Genomic DNA, 15,030 nt, shown 5'->3' with positions numbered 1-15,030 from the left:
GACCCCTACCAGCGGCGTTCAAAGCGCCGCCGCAGGATCACGGCGATGGTGTTCATCGTAATCAGGAAGGCCAGCAGGATGATGATGCCACCCCAGGCCTTCTCGTAAAACCCCGGATCGGCGCGGCTGGCCCAGGTGTAGATCTGGGCGGGCATGGCCGAGTTGGCGTCGGTGAACCCGGCCAGAAACCCTTCGGGATACTCGCGCGCCACAAAGCCGACCATGCCGATCAGCAAGAGTGGGGCCGTTTCGCCAAGCGCCTGCGCCAGCCCGATGATGGTGCCGGTCAAAATGCCCGGCATGGCTAGCGGCAGCACATGGTGGAACACCGACTGCATCTTGGACGCCCCGACCCCAAGCGCCGCGTCGCGGATCGACTGGGGCACCGCGTTCAGTGAGGCGCGTGTCGAGATGATGATCGTGGGCAGCGTCATCAGCGTCAGCACAAGCCCCCCGACCAGCGGCGCGGATTGGGGCAAACCAGCGAACTGGATGAACACGGCCAGACCCAGAATACCGAACACGATCGACGGCACGGCGGCAAGGTTCGAGATGTTGACCTCGATCAGGTCGGTCCAGCGGTTCTTGGGTGCGAATTCCTCGAGGTAGATCGAGGCGGCAACCCCGATGGGCAGCGACAGGAACAGCACCACCAGCATCATAAAGAATGAGCCGATCACCGACGCCCCAAGGCCCGCACCGCCCGGATTGTCCACGCCTGAATCCGTGCCGGTGATGAAATTCCAGTTGAACGCACCCGTGATGATCCCGGCCTCTTCGAGGGCGTCCACCAGATCAAGGTCAGCCGCCATCAGGAACCGGCTGTCGACCAGCGACTCCCGCGTGATCCGGCCGTTCATGTACCCATCAACCCGCGAGGACGCGGCCAATTCGAAACTGACGGGCGTGCCTATGCGGTCCGGGTTTTCCTTGAAGAAATCACGGATCGTCCCACCCGGCTTGCCCACCAGCCGCTCGATCGCCTTGGCGTCGAATTCAACCGCGAGGCCCCGCGCGGTCAACTGCCCCTCAAGCGCGGCGATAAAGAAATTCTCATAGGCCTTGGTTTTGAGCATCTTGCTCTCGGCCTCGTCGATGGCCGCCTGGCTGAGGGTGAACTCCACGTCCACCACCGTCTGCGTGAACGCTGGCAGCCCCGAGCGCAGGATCGAGCCAAAGAGGAACAGCAGGAACAAGAGGCCAATGCTGATCGCGACGATCCCATAGGCGCGGAACCGCTTTTCGGCGGCATTGCGTTTGCGGGTGCGCGCGTCGGTGACGGTCAGGCCCTTCCGGGGCGCGCCGCTGTCTATGCTTGCGTCTGTCATCAGTCGTACTGCTCCCGATACTTGCGCACGATATAAAGGGCAAAGACGTTCAGCCCGAGCGTCAGCACGAACAGCGTCATGCCAAGCGCGAAGGCCACCAGCGCCTCGGGCGAGGCAAAGTCAGCGTCCCCGGTCAACTGGCTCACGATCTTGGCGGTGATCGTCGTCATCGCATCAAAGGGATTCATCGACAGGCGCGCCGCGGCCCCTGCCCCCAACACCACGATCATCGTCTCGCCGATGGCGCGGCTGGCGGCCAGCAGGATCGCCCCCACGATGCCGGGCAAGGCGGCGGGCAGGATGACTTGGCGGATGGTTTCGGATTGTGTGGCCCCAAGCCCATAGGACCCATCACGCAACGCCTGTGGCACCGCGTTGATGATGTCATCTGATAGCGAGGACACAAACGGGATCAACATGATACCCATGACCAGCCCGGCGGTCATTACGGCTGTGCCCCCCGACATCCAGCCCACCGTGTCCTGGCCGAACATCGACACGAGGATCGGCCCCACAGTCAGCAAGGCAAACAGCCCGTAGACGATTGTAGGGATCCCCGCGAGGATCTCGATCAGCGGCTTGGCGATGCTGCGCACGCGCGGTGAGGCGTATTCCGATAGGTAGATGGCCGAGAACAGACCGACCGGCACCGCCACCATCAAGGCAATGATCGAGATGTAGAATGTGCCCCAAAGCAGCGGCAGCACCCCAAGGTCGGATGCGCCACCGCGCCCGGAAAAACTTGGAGCCCAGTTGGTCCCGAAAAAGAAATCGGCAGCGGGGTAGAGCTTAAAGAACTCGATGGTGTTGAACAGCAGGGCAAAAACGATGCCCACCGTCGTCAAGATCGCGACAGAGGCGGCAAACATCAGCAGCGCCAGAATGCCCCGTTCCACCACATTGCGCGCCCGAAACAGCGCATGGGACTGGCGAAACGCATAGGCCGCACCAACCGCTGCGATCAGCAGGGCAAGGACGCTCATGGCGAGGTTGCCGGTGGCGTTCAACGTCCGGTAGGTTTGCGCGCCTTCGAGCACTTCGGGGCTGACTTCAGAGCCAAGCGCGACGCCCAACGCGCCCAATTTTTCGCGCACATCGCTCGTGATGGCTGCGGCCTCCGCTCCGGTCATCTCGCCGTCGCGCACCGCCAGATCAAGCCCGTCCGCCACGCGGCGAATGTCACTCATTACCAGACTGACCGACCCGCCATCCGACACGACCGTGTCAGGCAAGGTCGCCAGCACACGGGAATTCACGATATAGGGCTGCGCCAGCAGCCACACGACCAGCAAAGCGGCAGCGGGCACAATCGCCCACATCGCCACGTTGGCCCCGTAGTAGCTGGGCAAGGAATGCAAATCGCGGCTGTCACCACCCGCGCTGGTCAACGCCCGCTGACGCCCCAAGACGTAGCCTACGCCCGCAATGGCAAGGATGATAAGAACGAGCCAAGAAAAGGGCATGTCGGCTCCGATTTAGACGGAAAGTGGCAGGACACCCCGGCAGATGGGGCAGTTCGGGGAGGGCGTATGCCGCCTTCCCCTGTCTTGTAAAGGGGCGCTTAGCTGCCGCCGTTCATCACCGCTTCGTTGGCGACGGTGTCTTGGGTCGCTGACAATTCAGGATCGGACACCAGACCATAGGCCGCCAGCGGGCCGTCGGGGCCAGCCACTTCGTCAGCCACGAAGAACGAGGCGAACTCCTTGAGGCCGGGGATCACGCCGATATGCGCTTTCTTGACGTAGAAGAACAAGGGGCGCGAGACGGGGTATTCCCCGGTCGAGATCGTCTCGGTCGAGGGGGCCACGCCGCCCATGGTCGCCACTTTCAGTTTGTCGGTGTTGTTCTCGTAGAACGACAGGCCGAAGATGCCGATGCCGTTGGGGTTGGCGTCGATGCGGGCGAGGGTTTCGGTGTAGTCGCCGTCGATATCGACCGATTTGCCGTCCTGGCGCACGTCGATGCAGGCATCTTCGGCGTCATCTTCGGACATGCCGGCTTCGATCATCGCAGCCATTGCCCCTGTGGCTTCACAGCCCTCAAGCAGCACCTTGTCCTCGAACACTTCACGTGTGCCGTGCTTGGTGCCGGGGATGAAGGCGACGATGTCCTCGGCGGGCAGATCACCGTTGAAGTCGGCCCATTGCTGGTGCGGGTTGTCGACGATTGCACCATCAACCAGCACTTGCGAGCCAAGCGCGTTGAAGATGTCGGCAGGCTGGAAAGCGGTGTAGGCGGGGCCGTTGATCTGGCTGGCGAACACGATGCCGTCATAGCCAATACGCACTTCGATGATGTCGGTCACACCCGCTTCGGCGCAGGCGGCGATCTCTTTTTCGCGGATAGCGCGGCTGGCATTTGCGATGTCGATGGTGTTTTCACCCACACCTTCGCAGAACCGCTTGAGGCCCGAGGACGAGCCACCCGATTCCACGACCGGCGTCGGGAAGTCGAAGTTTTCGCCAAAGGCTTCGGCCACGATGGACGCATAAGGCAGCACGGTCGACGATCCGGCAATCTGGACCTGATCGCGCGCGATCCCGGCAGTGGCGGTAAAAGCCGTGATGGCAAGCGTCGAGGTCGTGAGTTTTACAAAGGACATGACTGTCTCCTGTCTGGCATTTCGATGATCCCCCCCATGAGGATCTTGGCGTCCGTGTAGGCAGCCCGCGCAATGCTTTTGTGACAGAGACGTAACAGTTTTATGACAGCGCCTGCATTACCCTGACGTCACCGGGTTTGACTCGCGCACCGGCAGGATCACGGTAAAGGTCGCCCCCTGCCCCAGATCGCTTTCGACCCGCAGCCGTCCGCGATGACGGTTGATGATATGTTTGACGATGGCAAGGCCCAGCCCCGTGCCCCCAAGTGCCCGGCTGCGATGATCGTCCACGCGGTAAAACCGTTCGGTCAGACGCGGCAGGTGCTGCGGGTCGATACCGGGGCCATAGTCGATGATCTGCACCCGCACGCCCGGTGCCCGCAGGGCTGGCTCGCGCGCGCTTTGCGTCATGCGGACCGTGACCTTGCCGCCCGCCCCGCCATATTTGATCGCGTTTTCAATAAGGTTGGTGAACACCTGTTTGAGCTGATCGGCGTCTCCGTTCATCTGCACAACGGCGTCGCCGAACGCTGGCTCGAGCGTCACATGCGCCTCACCCGCCAATGTGCGCAGCGTGCGCAGGGTCGAGTCGAGCACATCGTTCAAGACCACCGTTTCAGTGGGCCGCACCCGTTCGTCTCCTTCCACCCGGTTCAGCGACATGAGGTCGCCCACCAGCCGGTTCATCCGTGCCGCCTCGTCCTGCATGATGTCCAGAAACCGTTCGGCGGCAGCAGGATCATTGCGGGCCGGGCCGCGCAAGGTCTCGATAAAGCCCATTAGCGCGGTCAGCGGGGTGCGCAATTCGTGGCTCGCGTTGGCCACGAAATCGCGCCGCATCTGGCTGGTCTGTTCCAGATGGGTGATGTCCTCGAAACTCAAGAGCGCCACTCCGGCCCGGCGCTGCCCCACCCCCGGCACAGCGCGTACGCTGACCCGGAACGTGGTGTCCTGCGCGCCGTCATTGCCCAGATATTGGGTCGTCCGCGCCCGCCCGTCCTGCAACGTCGCCTCGATCGCATCGAGCATGGCGGGTTGGCGCAGCATGGTGACATAATTGCGCCCGCGCGCCTGTTGCCCGATCAGCGTCAGCGCTTCGGCATTGGCGGCGACGATCCGTTCTGAGCCGTCAATGGCCAGAGCGGGTAACGGGACGGCATTCAGCAGCGCCTCCAACATCTCCTCGCCCATCGCCCTGGTCCCTATGCGGTTGCGGCCTGTACCGCAGCGGTGAAGACAGCGCAAAGCGCATCCGGGTCCTCGAGCCCGACTGAGACGCGGAAGAACCCTTCGGACATGCCGAGTTCAGCGCGTTTTTCTGCCGTGAGTGCGCGATGCGAGGACGAGGCAGGATGCGACAGCGTCGTGCCCACATCCCCCAGGGTCGGCGCAAAGCTGAGACCCTCTGCCCCACGTGCAAGCGCGTTGGCCGCCGCCCGATCGCCGTCGATCTCGAAGCTGACCATGTTGCAATACTGGCCCTTCAGCAGCGCCTCCGCGCGGGCATGGTCAGGATGATCGCGGCGCGCCGGGTAGATCACGCGCTTGACCCCCTGCAGGCTGCCAAGGTGGTCGGCAAGGCGCATCGCGGTGGATTGCGCACGATCATAACGCAACTCGAAACTCAGCATTCCCCGCTCGGCCAGCCAGCAGTCGAACGGGCTCGGCGTCATGCCAGTGGTGACGGTGAAGACCCGCAAGCGATCATTGATCGCCTGATCGCGCGCCGCGACGTAGCCCAGCATCACATCCGAATGACCCGCCAGCAGTTTGGTGATCGAGTGGATGACGATATCCGCTCCGTGATCAAAGGCGCGGAACGCACGGGGGGTGGTAAAAGTGTTATCGACCACAAGCAACACACCGGTTTCGCGTGCGAGTGCGGAGAGGCCAAGAATATCTGCGACGCGCAGGGTCGGGTTCGACACCACCTCGACCAGTATCAGTCGGGTTTCGGGACGGATTGCTGCCCGCACGGCCTCGACATCGCCGGGATCGACCATCGAGGTCTCGATCCCGAGGCGTGGCAGGTCTTCGGACATCATCCGCAGCGAGCGGCCATAAAGCTGATTGCCCCCGATCACGTGATCACCGGCCTTGGTCAGCCCGAGCAGCACAGCCGACACCGCCCCCATCCCCGAGGAGCACAACACGCCCATATGCGGCGCGCCCTCCATCCGGTCGATGGCTTTGGCAACCACGTCGGCGTTCGGATGCCCCTCGCGGCTGTAGGTATAGCCGTGCAGATCGCCCTCGTATTGCGCATCCAGCATGTCGGGCGTGTCGGACGCATAAACCACAGACGGCGACAGCGGCGTCACCACGGGGTGCGACGCGCTGTCTGGCAGCGGCGTAGGGCGCACCAGCGAGCCGCGGTCGTTCTTGGTCATTCCAGCAACTCCGTGTGATAGCCGGGGCCGGAGAACGCGATGTCGATGCTCATCCAGCATGGGCGCGGCAGGTGTGCCTTGATCGCAGTCACGATACCACGCTGTAACGCGGCCACGAATTGCGCGTCCCGGTGGGGTTTGGGCAGCAGCGACAGAGACGCCTTGAAGTTGGTGTGTCGGAAATGCGGTGCGGGATAGGCGCGCCCCTTGGTTTCGCCCGATCCGGCATCGTGGGCCAGAATGATCGCTTCGACGTCAGCAAGGATCGCATCAACGTCGATGTCCAAGTCATTGGAATAATGGAGTTCACAATGGGGCATCAGCCAATCACCTCGGTCATCTCGTCGCGAAAGCGCCGCATGTTTTCCTGATAATGCAGCGCCGAGGCGCGCAGGCTCTGGATGGCCTGTTCGTCCAACGCGCGCACCACCTTGCCCGGCACGCCCATCACAAGCGAGCCGTCCGGGATCTCCTTGCCTTCGGTGATCAGTGCCCCCGCGCCGATCAGGCAGTTCTTGCCGATACGCGCCCCGTTCAGCACCGTGGCACCCATCCCGATCAGGGAATTGTCGCCGATGGTGCAGCCATGCAGCATGACCTTGTGCCCGATGGTGCAGCCCGCGCCGATGGTCAGCGGAAAGCCCATGTCGATATGCATCACGCAGTTTTCCTGCACATTGCTGCCCGCGCCGATACGGATTTCCTCGTGATCGGCGCGGATCGTGCAGCCAAACCAGACGCTTGCGGCCTCTTCCAGCACAACTTGACCGATCAGGTTGGCATCCGGGGCCACCCATGTGTCAGCGGCAATCTGAGGGCGGTGATCGCCCAAGGCATATAGGGTCATGTCAACTCCTCGAACTGGGTTTGCAAGGTGCGTACGTGGTCGTTCAACTGGGGTTGTTGTTCGCGGCGCAGGCGGGTGGCGCTGATGATGGTCTTGAGTTGAGCCTCTGTCTCGTCAAGGTCATCGTTCACAAGCACATAATCATAGCTGTCCCACCGGCTGATCTCGTCCCAGCTTTTGCGCATCCGCTTGTCGATCACATCGGCGCTGTCCTGGGCGCGATTGACCAGACGGCGGTGCAATTCGGTGATGGAGGGCGGCAGGATAAAGATCGAAAGGGTGTGCTGGCCCAGATCCGAATTGCGGATCTGCTGTGCGCCTTGCCAGTCGATGTCAAAGAGCACGTCACAGCCGCTTTCGATGGCTTTCGAGACAGGCCCCTTGGGCGAGCCGTAGAAATTGCCGAACACATGCGCATGTTCCAGCATTTCACCATCTGCGACGTGGGCTTTGAAGGTGGCCTCGGGAATAAAGCGGTAATGTTCGCCGTCCACTTCGCCCGGACGGGGCGCGCGGGTGGTGGCCGATACGGAAAAGGCCAGATCATTGTCCCATTGGCGCAAACGGCCCGCGAGGGTGCTTTTCCCGGCTCCTGAAGGCGACGACAGTATGATCAAAAGGCCGCGGCGATTGGGGGCGGTCATAGTCTTATTCCACGTTCTGAACTTGTTCGCGCATCTGATCGATCAGCGCCTTGAGGGCGAGGCCCACGCGGGTCAACTCGGCATTCTGCGCCTTTGAGCACAGCGTGTTGGCCTCGCGGTTGAATTCCTGCATCAGAAAGTCGAGCTTGCGCCCCACGGCCCCGCCCTGCCCGATCAACCCGTGTGCGGCATGGACATGGGCGTGCAGACGGTCGATCTCTTCGGTCACGTCGGCCTTGACGGCCAGCAGTGCAAGTTCCTGCGCGACACGGTCCGGGTCTGCGGCATCGGCGTTCGCCAAGACGCGCGCAAGGTTCCGGTTGAGCGTTTCAGCGACTTCGGACTTGCGCGCCTCGGCCAGTGCGGCAGCCTCATCCGTCAGGGTCGCAATCTGGGCCAGTTGGCCGGTCAATACTTCGGTCAACGCGGCCCCTTCGGCGGTGCGCATCGCATCAAACGCCTCAAGAAGTGCCGGCAGATCGGCAAGCAGCGAAGCGCGCAAGGGCGCGGGATCATCCTGCGCCACGGTTTGTTCGATGACACCGCGCATGGCGGCAATGTCGCTGGCGCGGGACGGGGCCAATGACAGGCCCTGTTCCATCGCCTCGGCCTCGATCTCGAGCAGGGCCTGCACCATGGCTTGCATCTGGGCGGTGTTCAGGGACACAGCGGCCACCGCATCATCGCGGGTGACGCGCAGCGACAGTGTCACGTTGCCCCGGTGCGCGTGGGCGGCAACCATGGGGCGGGCGGCGGCCTCAAGCCCATCAATCCAGTCGGGCACGCGCAGGCGCACATCCAGCCCCTTGCCGTTCACACATCTTATGTCCCACGACCAGCGGAACGGATCCATCGCACCCGTACCAGCCGCAAAGCCGGTCATCGAACGCAACGGGGTCGGAGTGGTTTTGTCGCTCATGCTCACGCGTTTAGGCCCATCGCCGCACCCAAGCAAGCCAAAGCCTGCACGGCCGCCCCGTCGTCCCGTGCGCCGGGAAGGTTAACCAATTGTTAGGATTTGGCGCGAAATCCGCTGTAAATTTGATACATGTCGCACTCAGTTGAGGAACCAACGGCCCGGATCGGGTTTGAATAACGAGTGAAAGACGCAAGCGATGGACAAATCAGACCTTAACCCGCACACTATCGTAGCTATGACAGAGTTTCGCGCAGAAGTTGGATATTCCGCCATTTCCCAGGTCGAGGCCTATTGGGAAGGCTTGCGCGGTGCCCGCCTCATGCCGAAGCGATCCGAGATTGATCCTCGCGGCATCGAAACGGCGCTGGAATACACATTCGTTCTGGAACGGATTGCCCCCGGCATGGCCCGCATCCGTATTGCGGGCAGCCATCTGAGCGACCTCATGGGCATGGAGGTGCGCGGTATGCCGCTGACCTCGCTGATCACGCCCCCCTGTCGCCGCCAGATCAATGATGTGATCGAGGACGTATGTCAGCGCCCTGCCGTCTGCGAATTGCGCATGAACGCTGAAACCAGCGCCACCAAGCCGCATCTGGATGCGCGCATGTTGCTGTTGCCGCTCAAGAGTGACCTTGGCGATGTCAGCCGTGTGTTGGGCTGCATGATCGCACAAGGTGAGGTTGGTCATACGCCCCGCCGCTTTGACGTGGTGGGTGCGAAAATTCGGCCCATCTCCGCCCCATCAACCGTGCCTGCACCACCCAAAAGCGCACCGCAGACCGCACAGCAGCGAGCTGGATACGTGGACGGTCTGGCAGAGTCTGCCGCAGCCTTCAAATCCCACACGCCGCGCCCGGATGTCCCATATTTGCGTGTTGTTAAGAACGACGACTAAATAACCGATATTTAAAGGAAAAGAGACTCCCGACAACGCCGTCGGGAGGCCTTTTTTCTGTTCGAAGACGGGCTTAACTGGCTGCGCGCGCCTTGCCACGTGTGTTGCGCAGGTTGGACAGCTCTTCGGCGACGAGGAACGCCAGTTCCAGCGATTGCGACGCGTTGAGGCGCGGATCGCAGGCCGTGTGATACCGGTCGCTCAGGTCCTCATCTGTCACGGCACGCACGCCGCCGGTGCATTCGGTCACGTCCTGGCCCGTCATCTCGAAATGCACACCACCGGGGGTGGTGCCCTCGGCTGCGTGAACCCCGAAGAACTCGCGCACTTCGCGCAACACAGAGTCAAAGGGCCGCGTCTTGTAACCGGTCGACGATTTGATCGTGTTGCCGTGCATCGCGTCGCAAACCCAGACCACGTTAGCACCTTCTTCGCGCACCGTGTTGATCAGGCGGGGCAGATGTTCGCCCACGGCCCCTGCCCCGAAACGGGCGATCAGGGTCAAACGGCCCGCTTCGTTTTCGGGGTTCAATTTGGCCATCAGCGCCTTGAGGTCATCAGACGTCATGGTCGGCCCGCACTTGAGGCCAATCGGGTTCTGCACGCCGCTGGCAAATTCGACATGCGCCCCGTCCGGCTGGCGGGTCCGGTCGCCGATCCAGATCATGTGACCCGAACCTGCAAGCCACTTGCCGGAGGTCGAATCAATCCGTGTCAGCGCCTCTTCGTATTCCAGCAGCAGGGATTCGTGGCTGGTGTAGAACTCGACGGTCGAAAACTCATGGGTGGTGTCGGCGTCAATGCCTGCGGCGGCCATAAAGTCGATGGTGTCCTGAATGCGCGCGGCAATCTCGCTGTAGCGGTTGGTTTCCGCCCCATCGGCAAAGCCGAGCGTCCAGGAATGGACCATGTTCATGTCTGCAAAACCACCCGTCGAAAAGGCGCGCAGCAGGTTCAGCGTGGCAGCCGCCTGGGTATAGGCCTGCAACATCTTGGCCGGGTCGGGGATGCGGGCCTCTGGTGTGAAGTCCAGCTCGTTGATGATGTCACCGCGGTAGCTGGGCAATTCCACACCGTTGATTGTTTCGGTCGGGGCCGAGCGGGGCTTGGCGAATTGACCGGCCATGCGGCCCAGTTTGATCACCGGCACCTTGGCCCCGTATGTCAGGACCATCGCCATCTGCAGCATGACCTTGAACGTATCACGGATGCTGTCGGCGCTGAACTGGTCGAACGCCTCGGCGCAATCCCCGCCCTGCAACAAAAAGGCGTCGCCACGCGACGCATCGGCCAAATGCTTCTTCAGCCGACGTGCTTCACCCGCGAAGACCAGCGGTGGATATTTGGAGAGCTGCGCCTCAACCGCGTTCAGGGCCGCAGCATCGGTATAATCGGGCATCTGGATCCGGGGCTTGGCGCGCCAGTCAGATTTTGTCCAATTGCTCATCGTCTCTCTCCGCAAAAATGTTAGCGATCTCATCATCGCGGCCTCTCTATACAAAAGGCACGACCCCGTGACCATATCACAAATACGCCCCCTTGACGTAGGGTTTGGCGCGTGGTCATGCTCCGCATCAGGCTGAAATAAGAGGCGTTTTTGAAAGATCGCCCATTAACCCAGGAACATTGCCGCGATGTCGACCCCGCGCCCGGCCACCCAGATTCCTCAAGAGATCGATAAGCCAAGGCATTTCGTCTTTGTTCTGCTTGAAAATTTCACCTTGCTGAGTTTCGCTGCAGCCCTCGAGAGCCTGCGCATCGCCAATCGCATGGCCGAGCGCGAGATTTACACCTGGCGCACCATTGGTGAGGGGGGCGATGTCGCTTATTGCTCTGCCGGGACGGGGTTCAGGCTGGACGGTGATCTCGACGAGATCGGGCGCGACGATGTGATCATGATCTGCTCGGGCATCGATGTCCAAGAGGCCACGACCAGGCGCCTGCTTGGCTGGCTGCGTCGGGAGGCGCGCAAGGGTGTGCCTGTCGCCGGTCTGTGTACTGCCGCCTATACGCTGGCCAAGGCCGGTCTGCTGGACGGCAAGCGTGCCACGATCCATTGGGAGAATCAGGACAGCTTTGCCGAAGAGTTCCAAGAGGTCGAGTTGACCAAATCTGTCTTCGTGGTGGATGAAAAGCGGCTGACCACGGCGGGCGGCACCTCGTCCATTGACCTGATGCTCAAGCTGATTGCGGATGATCACGACGAACATCTGGCCAATGCGGTGGCGGATCAACTGATCTATTCCTCGATCCGCACCGATCAGGACACGCAACGTCTTTCAGTGCCCACCCGGATCGGCGTGCGCCACCCAAAACTCAGCCAGGTCATTCAGATCATGGAACAAAATATCGAAGAGCCGATCAGCCCTTCGATCCTCGCCAAGGACGTCGGCATGTCCACCCGCCAGCTTGAGCGCCTGTTCCGCCGCTATCTCAACCGCTCACCCAAGCGGTATTACATGGAATTGCGGCTGCAAAAGGCGCGCAACCTGCTGATGCAGACCGACATGAGCGTGATCAATGTCGCTCTGGCCTGCGGCTTTGCCAGTCCCTCGCATTTTTCCAAATGTTACCGCGCGCATTACGACACCACACCTTACCGCGAACGTGGCACCCACGCCGCGCGCCTGTCGATTTAGCGCCTGCCCCAGGATCGCCACGCCCTGACCCAAGATTGGCCTGAAACCCACGGTAGAAACCGTGGTCATGAGCAATGACATATCCAACCCGCCCCGCCACATGCGCTTGTTCGAGCTGATGCGTCAAACCGCATTGGGCAATCAGGCTGCCAAATCTTCCGATCAGCGCCAGAACACGGCAGAAGAGTGGAAGACCCTCAAGATTCAGGCGCTCCGCTCTTTGGAGCCACAATAATCTTGCTAAAGTCGTGATAGAAAGCTGCGCCGATCGGTGGGCCTGCTTGGCCCGCCTTTGCGGATCAGGACAGCTAAGCGGGACGAAGCCGAACCGCGCCGTGTTTGCCGGAGGCTCCAACTCCTGAATAGGATGGAGCATCATGACGAAGACAGGGAACAAGTATTCGCCAGACGTGCGCGAACGTGCCGTAGGGATGATTTTGGACAGTCGAGGTCAGGATGACAGCCGCAGGTCTGCGAGCCTGTAGATTTCATCGAAGATCGGCTGCGCGCCGCAAACGCTAAATGATTGGTTCAAGAAGGTCGAAGTGGATCGGGGTGAGCGCGGCGGTATCACGCGCGAGCAGGTCGGGAAGATGAAAGTTCTGGAACGAGACGTGCGTGAGTTGACGCAGGCCAATGAGATCCTGCGCAAAGCATCTGCATTTTTTGCCCCCGCTCCTATCGCCGCAAGCGGCGACCGCCGCGCAGCGAGCCGGAGCTCGACCGCCCACTGAAACGATGATCCGGTTCATAGAAGATCACCGCGCGGATCATGGGGGCGAGCCAATCTGCCGCGTCCAGCCGATTGCCCCAGCCACGTTCTATGATCATTTGGCAAAGCGCGCGGACCCTTAACGCTTTTCGGATCGTGCAAAGCGAAACTGAAGCTCGAGATTGAGCATAATCAATCATGCAAACGAGCCAGAGCCTCGATTGCACAAGCCGCTCTGATGACCCATTTTATAGGACGAAGGACAAAGGCAGACTAGATAGCAAGTATATCGAAGATGAAAATGACATTGCAGTCTAAATCATCATCATCTGTGAGTGGGAGAATCAGACTGTTGGACGAGAATGTTTGTGTAAATGAAAGAGAACTATTGGTACGATCCACACAATTGATTGATCCACTCAAGATACGGCCTTCTGGAAAATTAGGGGGCACGAAAGCGGTTGGAATCCGGCTGACTTGAAAACTTACATTTTGCGGTTCTAGATTGTCTGAAGAGTTGCTGACTGCTCCATTGAGCGACAGCAAAGTCGCATCAAACGCGCCAACATTCGACTCAATGTCAAATCCGTCAGGAGCACCAATACTATCTGGAACTGGGGTCCCATCTGGAAATCGGATAAAATACGTAATCTGAAGTTGGGCGGTTGCTGCTGAGGCGACAGTCGTCGTTTTTTCTCTGACGTCAACGAGAGAAGACCCAAACCCGATAAATCTGGTTGGAGGTCTGAGTCTCTGACCGGTAGACGGTCGGGACTTAAAAACAACAGGATTTCGAGCACCAATTGACGTGTTGCCGAGCCTGCCGCCGTCTATCGCCGCCGACTTGGTTTGTTTTTCCCTTCGCCAGAAAGGTGGGCGCCCGGAGGAGATCGACTTGGTTTTCCTCCCCAGAGATATTTCATATTGCAGACCTGCCACCAAATCCACATCCCCATCCCAATTCGAACGTAGCCCCAGTTTGCCTGTGAGCCCGTTCCCATTTGAACCAAGCCCATACCTGCTTGCCTGTAATTCTAGGCGCCACCCATCTTCGCTCTCCGCAAAGCGCGTTTCCCTGTAATCATACACACCGCCCTCTACGCCGATATTCCACAGCGGGTTGAGAGACCAATCGTACCGCGAGTAAACGTCAAAACCCTCGCGCAGTGCCACACCTGAACCGCCCCTACGAGATGGATCCGTATAGTCTTCGCGCGGCAGGTAGTAGTTGGCACCAGCGGTAAAGATTGACGCTGCACCAATGCGTTGCAGTTCCGCGCCGAAGGATAACCCAAACATAAACTCTTTGGCATTATCTACAGATGCGCCATCCAGATATGCATTGGCTCCTATAACCCAGGTGTCATCAATCGCTTTGCGCCAAACAAGCCCAGCAAATGCTGTTCCCCCCTTGGACACGACATCGCTGATGTCAAATCTTGAATAACTTAAGCCGCCATGGATAAAAAAGCCGCTGTCTCGACCAACGCCAAATGGTGTAAAGGTCTCCGCTTGCAGGTTCACACGGCCATCTGACGCATTTAGCGAAAACCGGCCACTTGCGTTAACTTTGCCATCTCCTTTTGGGAGTAAACGAATGTCTTCAGCGTGTGCGGTATGCGGTGTCAGGCTACTGCAAATCAGGACTGCTACCAAGAGTTTTACTATACCTTCAAACAAAGTTTAGCCCTTCGAAAGTCAGTTCAGAGTGGGAAAGGAGCCGTCAAAACTTCAAGTTTCGAATCTTTTCAACCGGCAAGTGATCTCGTGAGTGGTGACACCGCTGAACCGTTGCAAAATCTCGATCCTGTCTGCTGTCAAGAACTCGACTTCCCGGATTGTCCGACAAGAACCTAGTTGACGATAAAGGGATGGGATTTCAAAAATTCAGGGTTCTATTGCAAAACTCGCTGATCTTCTCACTTCGGCGCTAGGGCCAGCCCCCATTGGTTTCCGCGTGGTGGCGTGGTTCGCGGTTCGGAAGACCGGGCGGTGACCATGTCTGATCTTTTCTGATTGAGCGACGCGCAGATGGCCGGTCTGGCCCCCTT

Annotated in this window: 15 protein-coding genes and 1 other annotated feature; of the genes, 3 read left to right on the top strand and 12 right to left on the bottom strand. The window is 60.2% G+C overall.

From position 1 onward, the window contains the following. Positions 1-5 precede the first annotated feature (5 nt). The 9 genes from pstA to Q0908_RS05970 all read right to left on the bottom strand — a co-directional run bounded on the left by pstA (position 6) and on the right by Q0908_RS05970 (position 8,730). Positions 6-1,328, bottom strand: a complete 1,323-nt coding sequence (gene pstA, locus Q0908_RS06010; protein WP_299281876.1) for a phosphate ABC transporter permease PstA — start codon at positions 1,326-1,328, stop codon at positions 6-8. Then, a complete protein-coding gene (gene pstC / locus Q0908_RS06005) occupies positions 1,328-2,791 on the bottom strand; it encodes a phosphate ABC transporter permease subunit PstC (protein ID WP_299281875.1) in 1,464 nt (487 codons plus the stop codon). The genes pstA and pstC overlap by 1 nt, the downstream gene beginning before the upstream one ends. A 98-nt stretch (positions 2,792-2,889) precedes the next feature. Further along, the gene (locus Q0908_RS06000) at positions 2,890-3,930 is read right to left on the bottom strand and encodes a substrate-binding domain-containing protein (protein WP_299281873.1); all 1,041 of its coding nucleotides are present in this window, start codon (positions 3,928-3,930) and stop codon (positions 2,890-2,892) included. A 117-nt stretch (positions 3,931-4,047) separates the two neighbouring features. After that, positions 4,048-5,121, bottom strand: a complete 1,074-nt coding sequence (locus tag Q0908_RS05995; protein WP_299281872.1) for an ATP-binding protein — start codon at positions 5,119-5,121, stop codon at positions 4,048-4,050. Positions 5,122-5,132: 11 nt separating this feature from the next. Further along, a complete protein-coding gene (locus Q0908_RS05990; RefSeq protein WP_299281871.1) occupies positions 5,133-6,320 on the bottom strand; it encodes an aminotransferase class I/II-fold pyridoxal phosphate-dependent enzyme in 1,188 nt (395 codons plus the stop codon). Next, entirely contained in the window at positions 6,317-6,640 is a 324-nt protein-coding gene (locus Q0908_RS05985; RefSeq protein WP_299281870.1) for a hypothetical protein, read from the bottom strand. Before Q0908_RS05985 ends, Q0908_RS05990 begins: the two co-directional genes overlap by 4 nt. Then, entirely contained in the window at positions 6,640-7,167 is a 528-nt protein-coding gene (locus Q0908_RS05980; RefSeq protein ID WP_299281869.1) for a gamma carbonic anhydrase family protein, read from the bottom strand. The genes Q0908_RS05985 and Q0908_RS05980 overlap by 1 nt, the downstream gene beginning before the upstream one ends. Then, a complete protein-coding gene (gene gmk, locus Q0908_RS05975) occupies positions 7,164-7,811 on the bottom strand; it encodes a guanylate kinase (RefSeq protein ID WP_299281867.1) in 648 nt (215 codons plus the stop codon). Before gmk ends, Q0908_RS05980 begins: the two co-directional genes overlap by 4 nt. Positions 7,812-7,815: 4 nt before the next feature. Beyond that, positions 7,816-8,730, bottom strand: coding sequence for a YicC/YloC family endoribonuclease (locus Q0908_RS05970; protein ID WP_299281865.1), 915 nt, complete (start codon positions 8,728-8,730; stop codon positions 7,816-7,818). Positions 8,731-8,926: 196 nt separating this feature from the next. Here Q0908_RS05970 and Q0908_RS05965 point away from each other — a divergent pair, with 196 nt between their 5' ends. Continuing rightward, positions 8,927-9,628, top strand: coding sequence for a PAS domain-containing protein (locus Q0908_RS05965; RefSeq protein WP_299281863.1), 702 nt, complete (start codon positions 8,927-8,929; stop codon positions 9,626-9,628). A 73-nt stretch (positions 9,629-9,701) separates the two neighbouring features. Here the strand turns inward: Q0908_RS05965 and Q0908_RS05960 are convergent, their stop codons facing one another. Next, a complete protein-coding gene (locus tag Q0908_RS05960; protein ID WP_299281861.1) occupies positions 9,702-11,075 on the bottom strand; it encodes a class II 3-deoxy-7-phosphoheptulonate synthase in 1,374 nt (457 codons plus the stop codon). A 187-nt stretch (positions 11,076-11,262) separates the two neighbouring features. On the opposite strand from Q0908_RS05960, the gene Q0908_RS05955 reads away from it, so the two are divergent. Beyond that, positions 11,263-12,267 carry a GlxA family transcriptional regulator gene (locus tag Q0908_RS05955; RefSeq protein ID WP_299281859.1) on the top strand — a complete coding sequence of 335 codons (1,005 nt, stop codon included), beginning with the start codon at positions 11,263-11,265 and terminating at the stop codon, positions 12,265-12,267. Positions 12,268-12,334: 67 nt separating this feature from the next. Beyond that, positions 12,335-12,502: a hypothetical protein gene (locus Q0908_RS05950; protein WP_299281857.1), complete on the top strand. Its 168-nt coding sequence runs from the start codon at positions 12,335-12,337 to the stop codon at positions 12,500-12,502. Positions 12,503-12,785: 283 nt separating this feature from the next. On the opposite strand, the gene Q0908_RS05945 is transcribed toward Q0908_RS05950, so the two are convergent. Together Q0908_RS05945 and Q0908_RS05940 are read right to left on the bottom strand one after the other, a co-directional pair. Continuing rightward, the gene (locus Q0908_RS05945) at positions 12,786-13,019 is read right to left on the bottom strand and encodes a hypothetical protein (protein WP_299282380.1); all 234 of its coding nucleotides are present in this window, start codon (positions 13,017-13,019) and stop codon (positions 12,786-12,788) included. After that, positions 12,969-13,080 (top strand) — a sequence feature (AL1L pseudoknot). Its footprint overlaps the gene before it by 51 nt. A 172-nt stretch (positions 13,081-13,252) precedes the next feature. Beyond that, entirely contained in the window at positions 13,253-14,659 is a 1,407-nt protein-coding gene (locus tag Q0908_RS05940) for a hypothetical protein (RefSeq protein ID WP_299281855.1), read from the bottom strand. Positions 14,660-15,030 lie beyond the last annotated feature (371 nt).

The organism is uncultured Tateyamaria sp. (genome assembly GCF_947494755.1).
Lineage (GTDB): Bacteria > Pseudomonadota > Alphaproteobacteria > Rhodobacterales > Rhodobacteraceae > Tateyamaria.
Note: the sequence above shows the minus strand (reverse complement) of the source record. Positions and strands in the feature narration are given on the sequence as shown.

What these genes read in the sequence shown, in the direction of transcription:
- pstA (WP_299281876.1), bottom strand. Translation starts at nt 1,328, where the DNA reads ATGACAGACGCAAGCATAGACAGCGGCGCGCCCCGGAAGGGCCTGACC.
- pstC (WP_299281875.1), bottom strand. Translation starts at nt 2,791, where the DNA reads ATGCCCTTTTCTTGGCTCGTTCTTATCATCCTTGCCATTGCGGGCGTA.
- Q0908_RS06000 (WP_299281873.1), bottom strand. Translation starts at nt 3,930, where the DNA reads ATGTCCTTTGTAAAACTCACGACCTCGACGCTTGCCATCACGGCTTTT.
- Q0908_RS05995 (WP_299281872.1), bottom strand. Translation starts at nt 5,121, where the DNA reads ATGGGCGAGGAGATGTTGGAGGCGCTGCTGAATGCCGTCCCGTTACCC.
- Q0908_RS05990 (WP_299281871.1), bottom strand. Translation starts at nt 6,320, where the DNA reads ATGACCAAGAACGACCGCGGCTCGCTGGTGCGCCCTACGCCGCTGCCA.
- Q0908_RS05985 (WP_299281870.1), bottom strand. Translation starts at nt 6,640, where the DNA reads ATGCCCCATTGTGAACTCCATTATTCCAATGACTTGGACATCGACGTT.
- Q0908_RS05980 (WP_299281869.1), bottom strand. Translation starts at nt 7,167, where the DNA reads ATGACCCTATATGCCTTGGGCGATCACCGCCCTCAGATTGCCGCTGAC.
- gmk (WP_299281867.1), bottom strand. Translation starts at nt 7,811, where the DNA reads ATGACCGCCCCCAATCGCCGCGGCCTTTTGATCATACTGTCGTCGCCT.
- Q0908_RS05970 (WP_299281865.1), bottom strand. Translation starts at nt 8,730, where the DNA reads ATGAGCGACAAAACCACTCCGACCCCGTTGCGTTCGATGACCGGCTTT.
- Q0908_RS05965 (WP_299281863.1), top strand. Translation starts at nt 8,927, where the DNA reads ATGGACAAATCAGACCTTAACCCGCACACTATCGTAGCTATGACAGAG.
- Q0908_RS05960 (WP_299281861.1), bottom strand. Translation starts at nt 11,075, where the DNA reads ATGAGCAATTGGACAAAATCTGACTGGCGCGCCAAGCCCCGGATCCAG.
- Q0908_RS05955 (WP_299281859.1), top strand. Translation starts at nt 11,263, where the DNA reads ATGTCGACCCCGCGCCCGGCCACCCAGATTCCTCAAGAGATCGATAAG.
- Q0908_RS05950 (WP_299281857.1), top strand. Translation starts at nt 12,335, where the DNA reads ATGAGCAATGACATATCCAACCCGCCCCGCCACATGCGCTTGTTCGAG.
- Q0908_RS05945 (WP_299282380.1), bottom strand. Translation starts at nt 13,019, where the DNA reads ATGAACCGGATCATCGTTTCAGTGGGCGGTCGAGCTCCGGCTCGCTGC.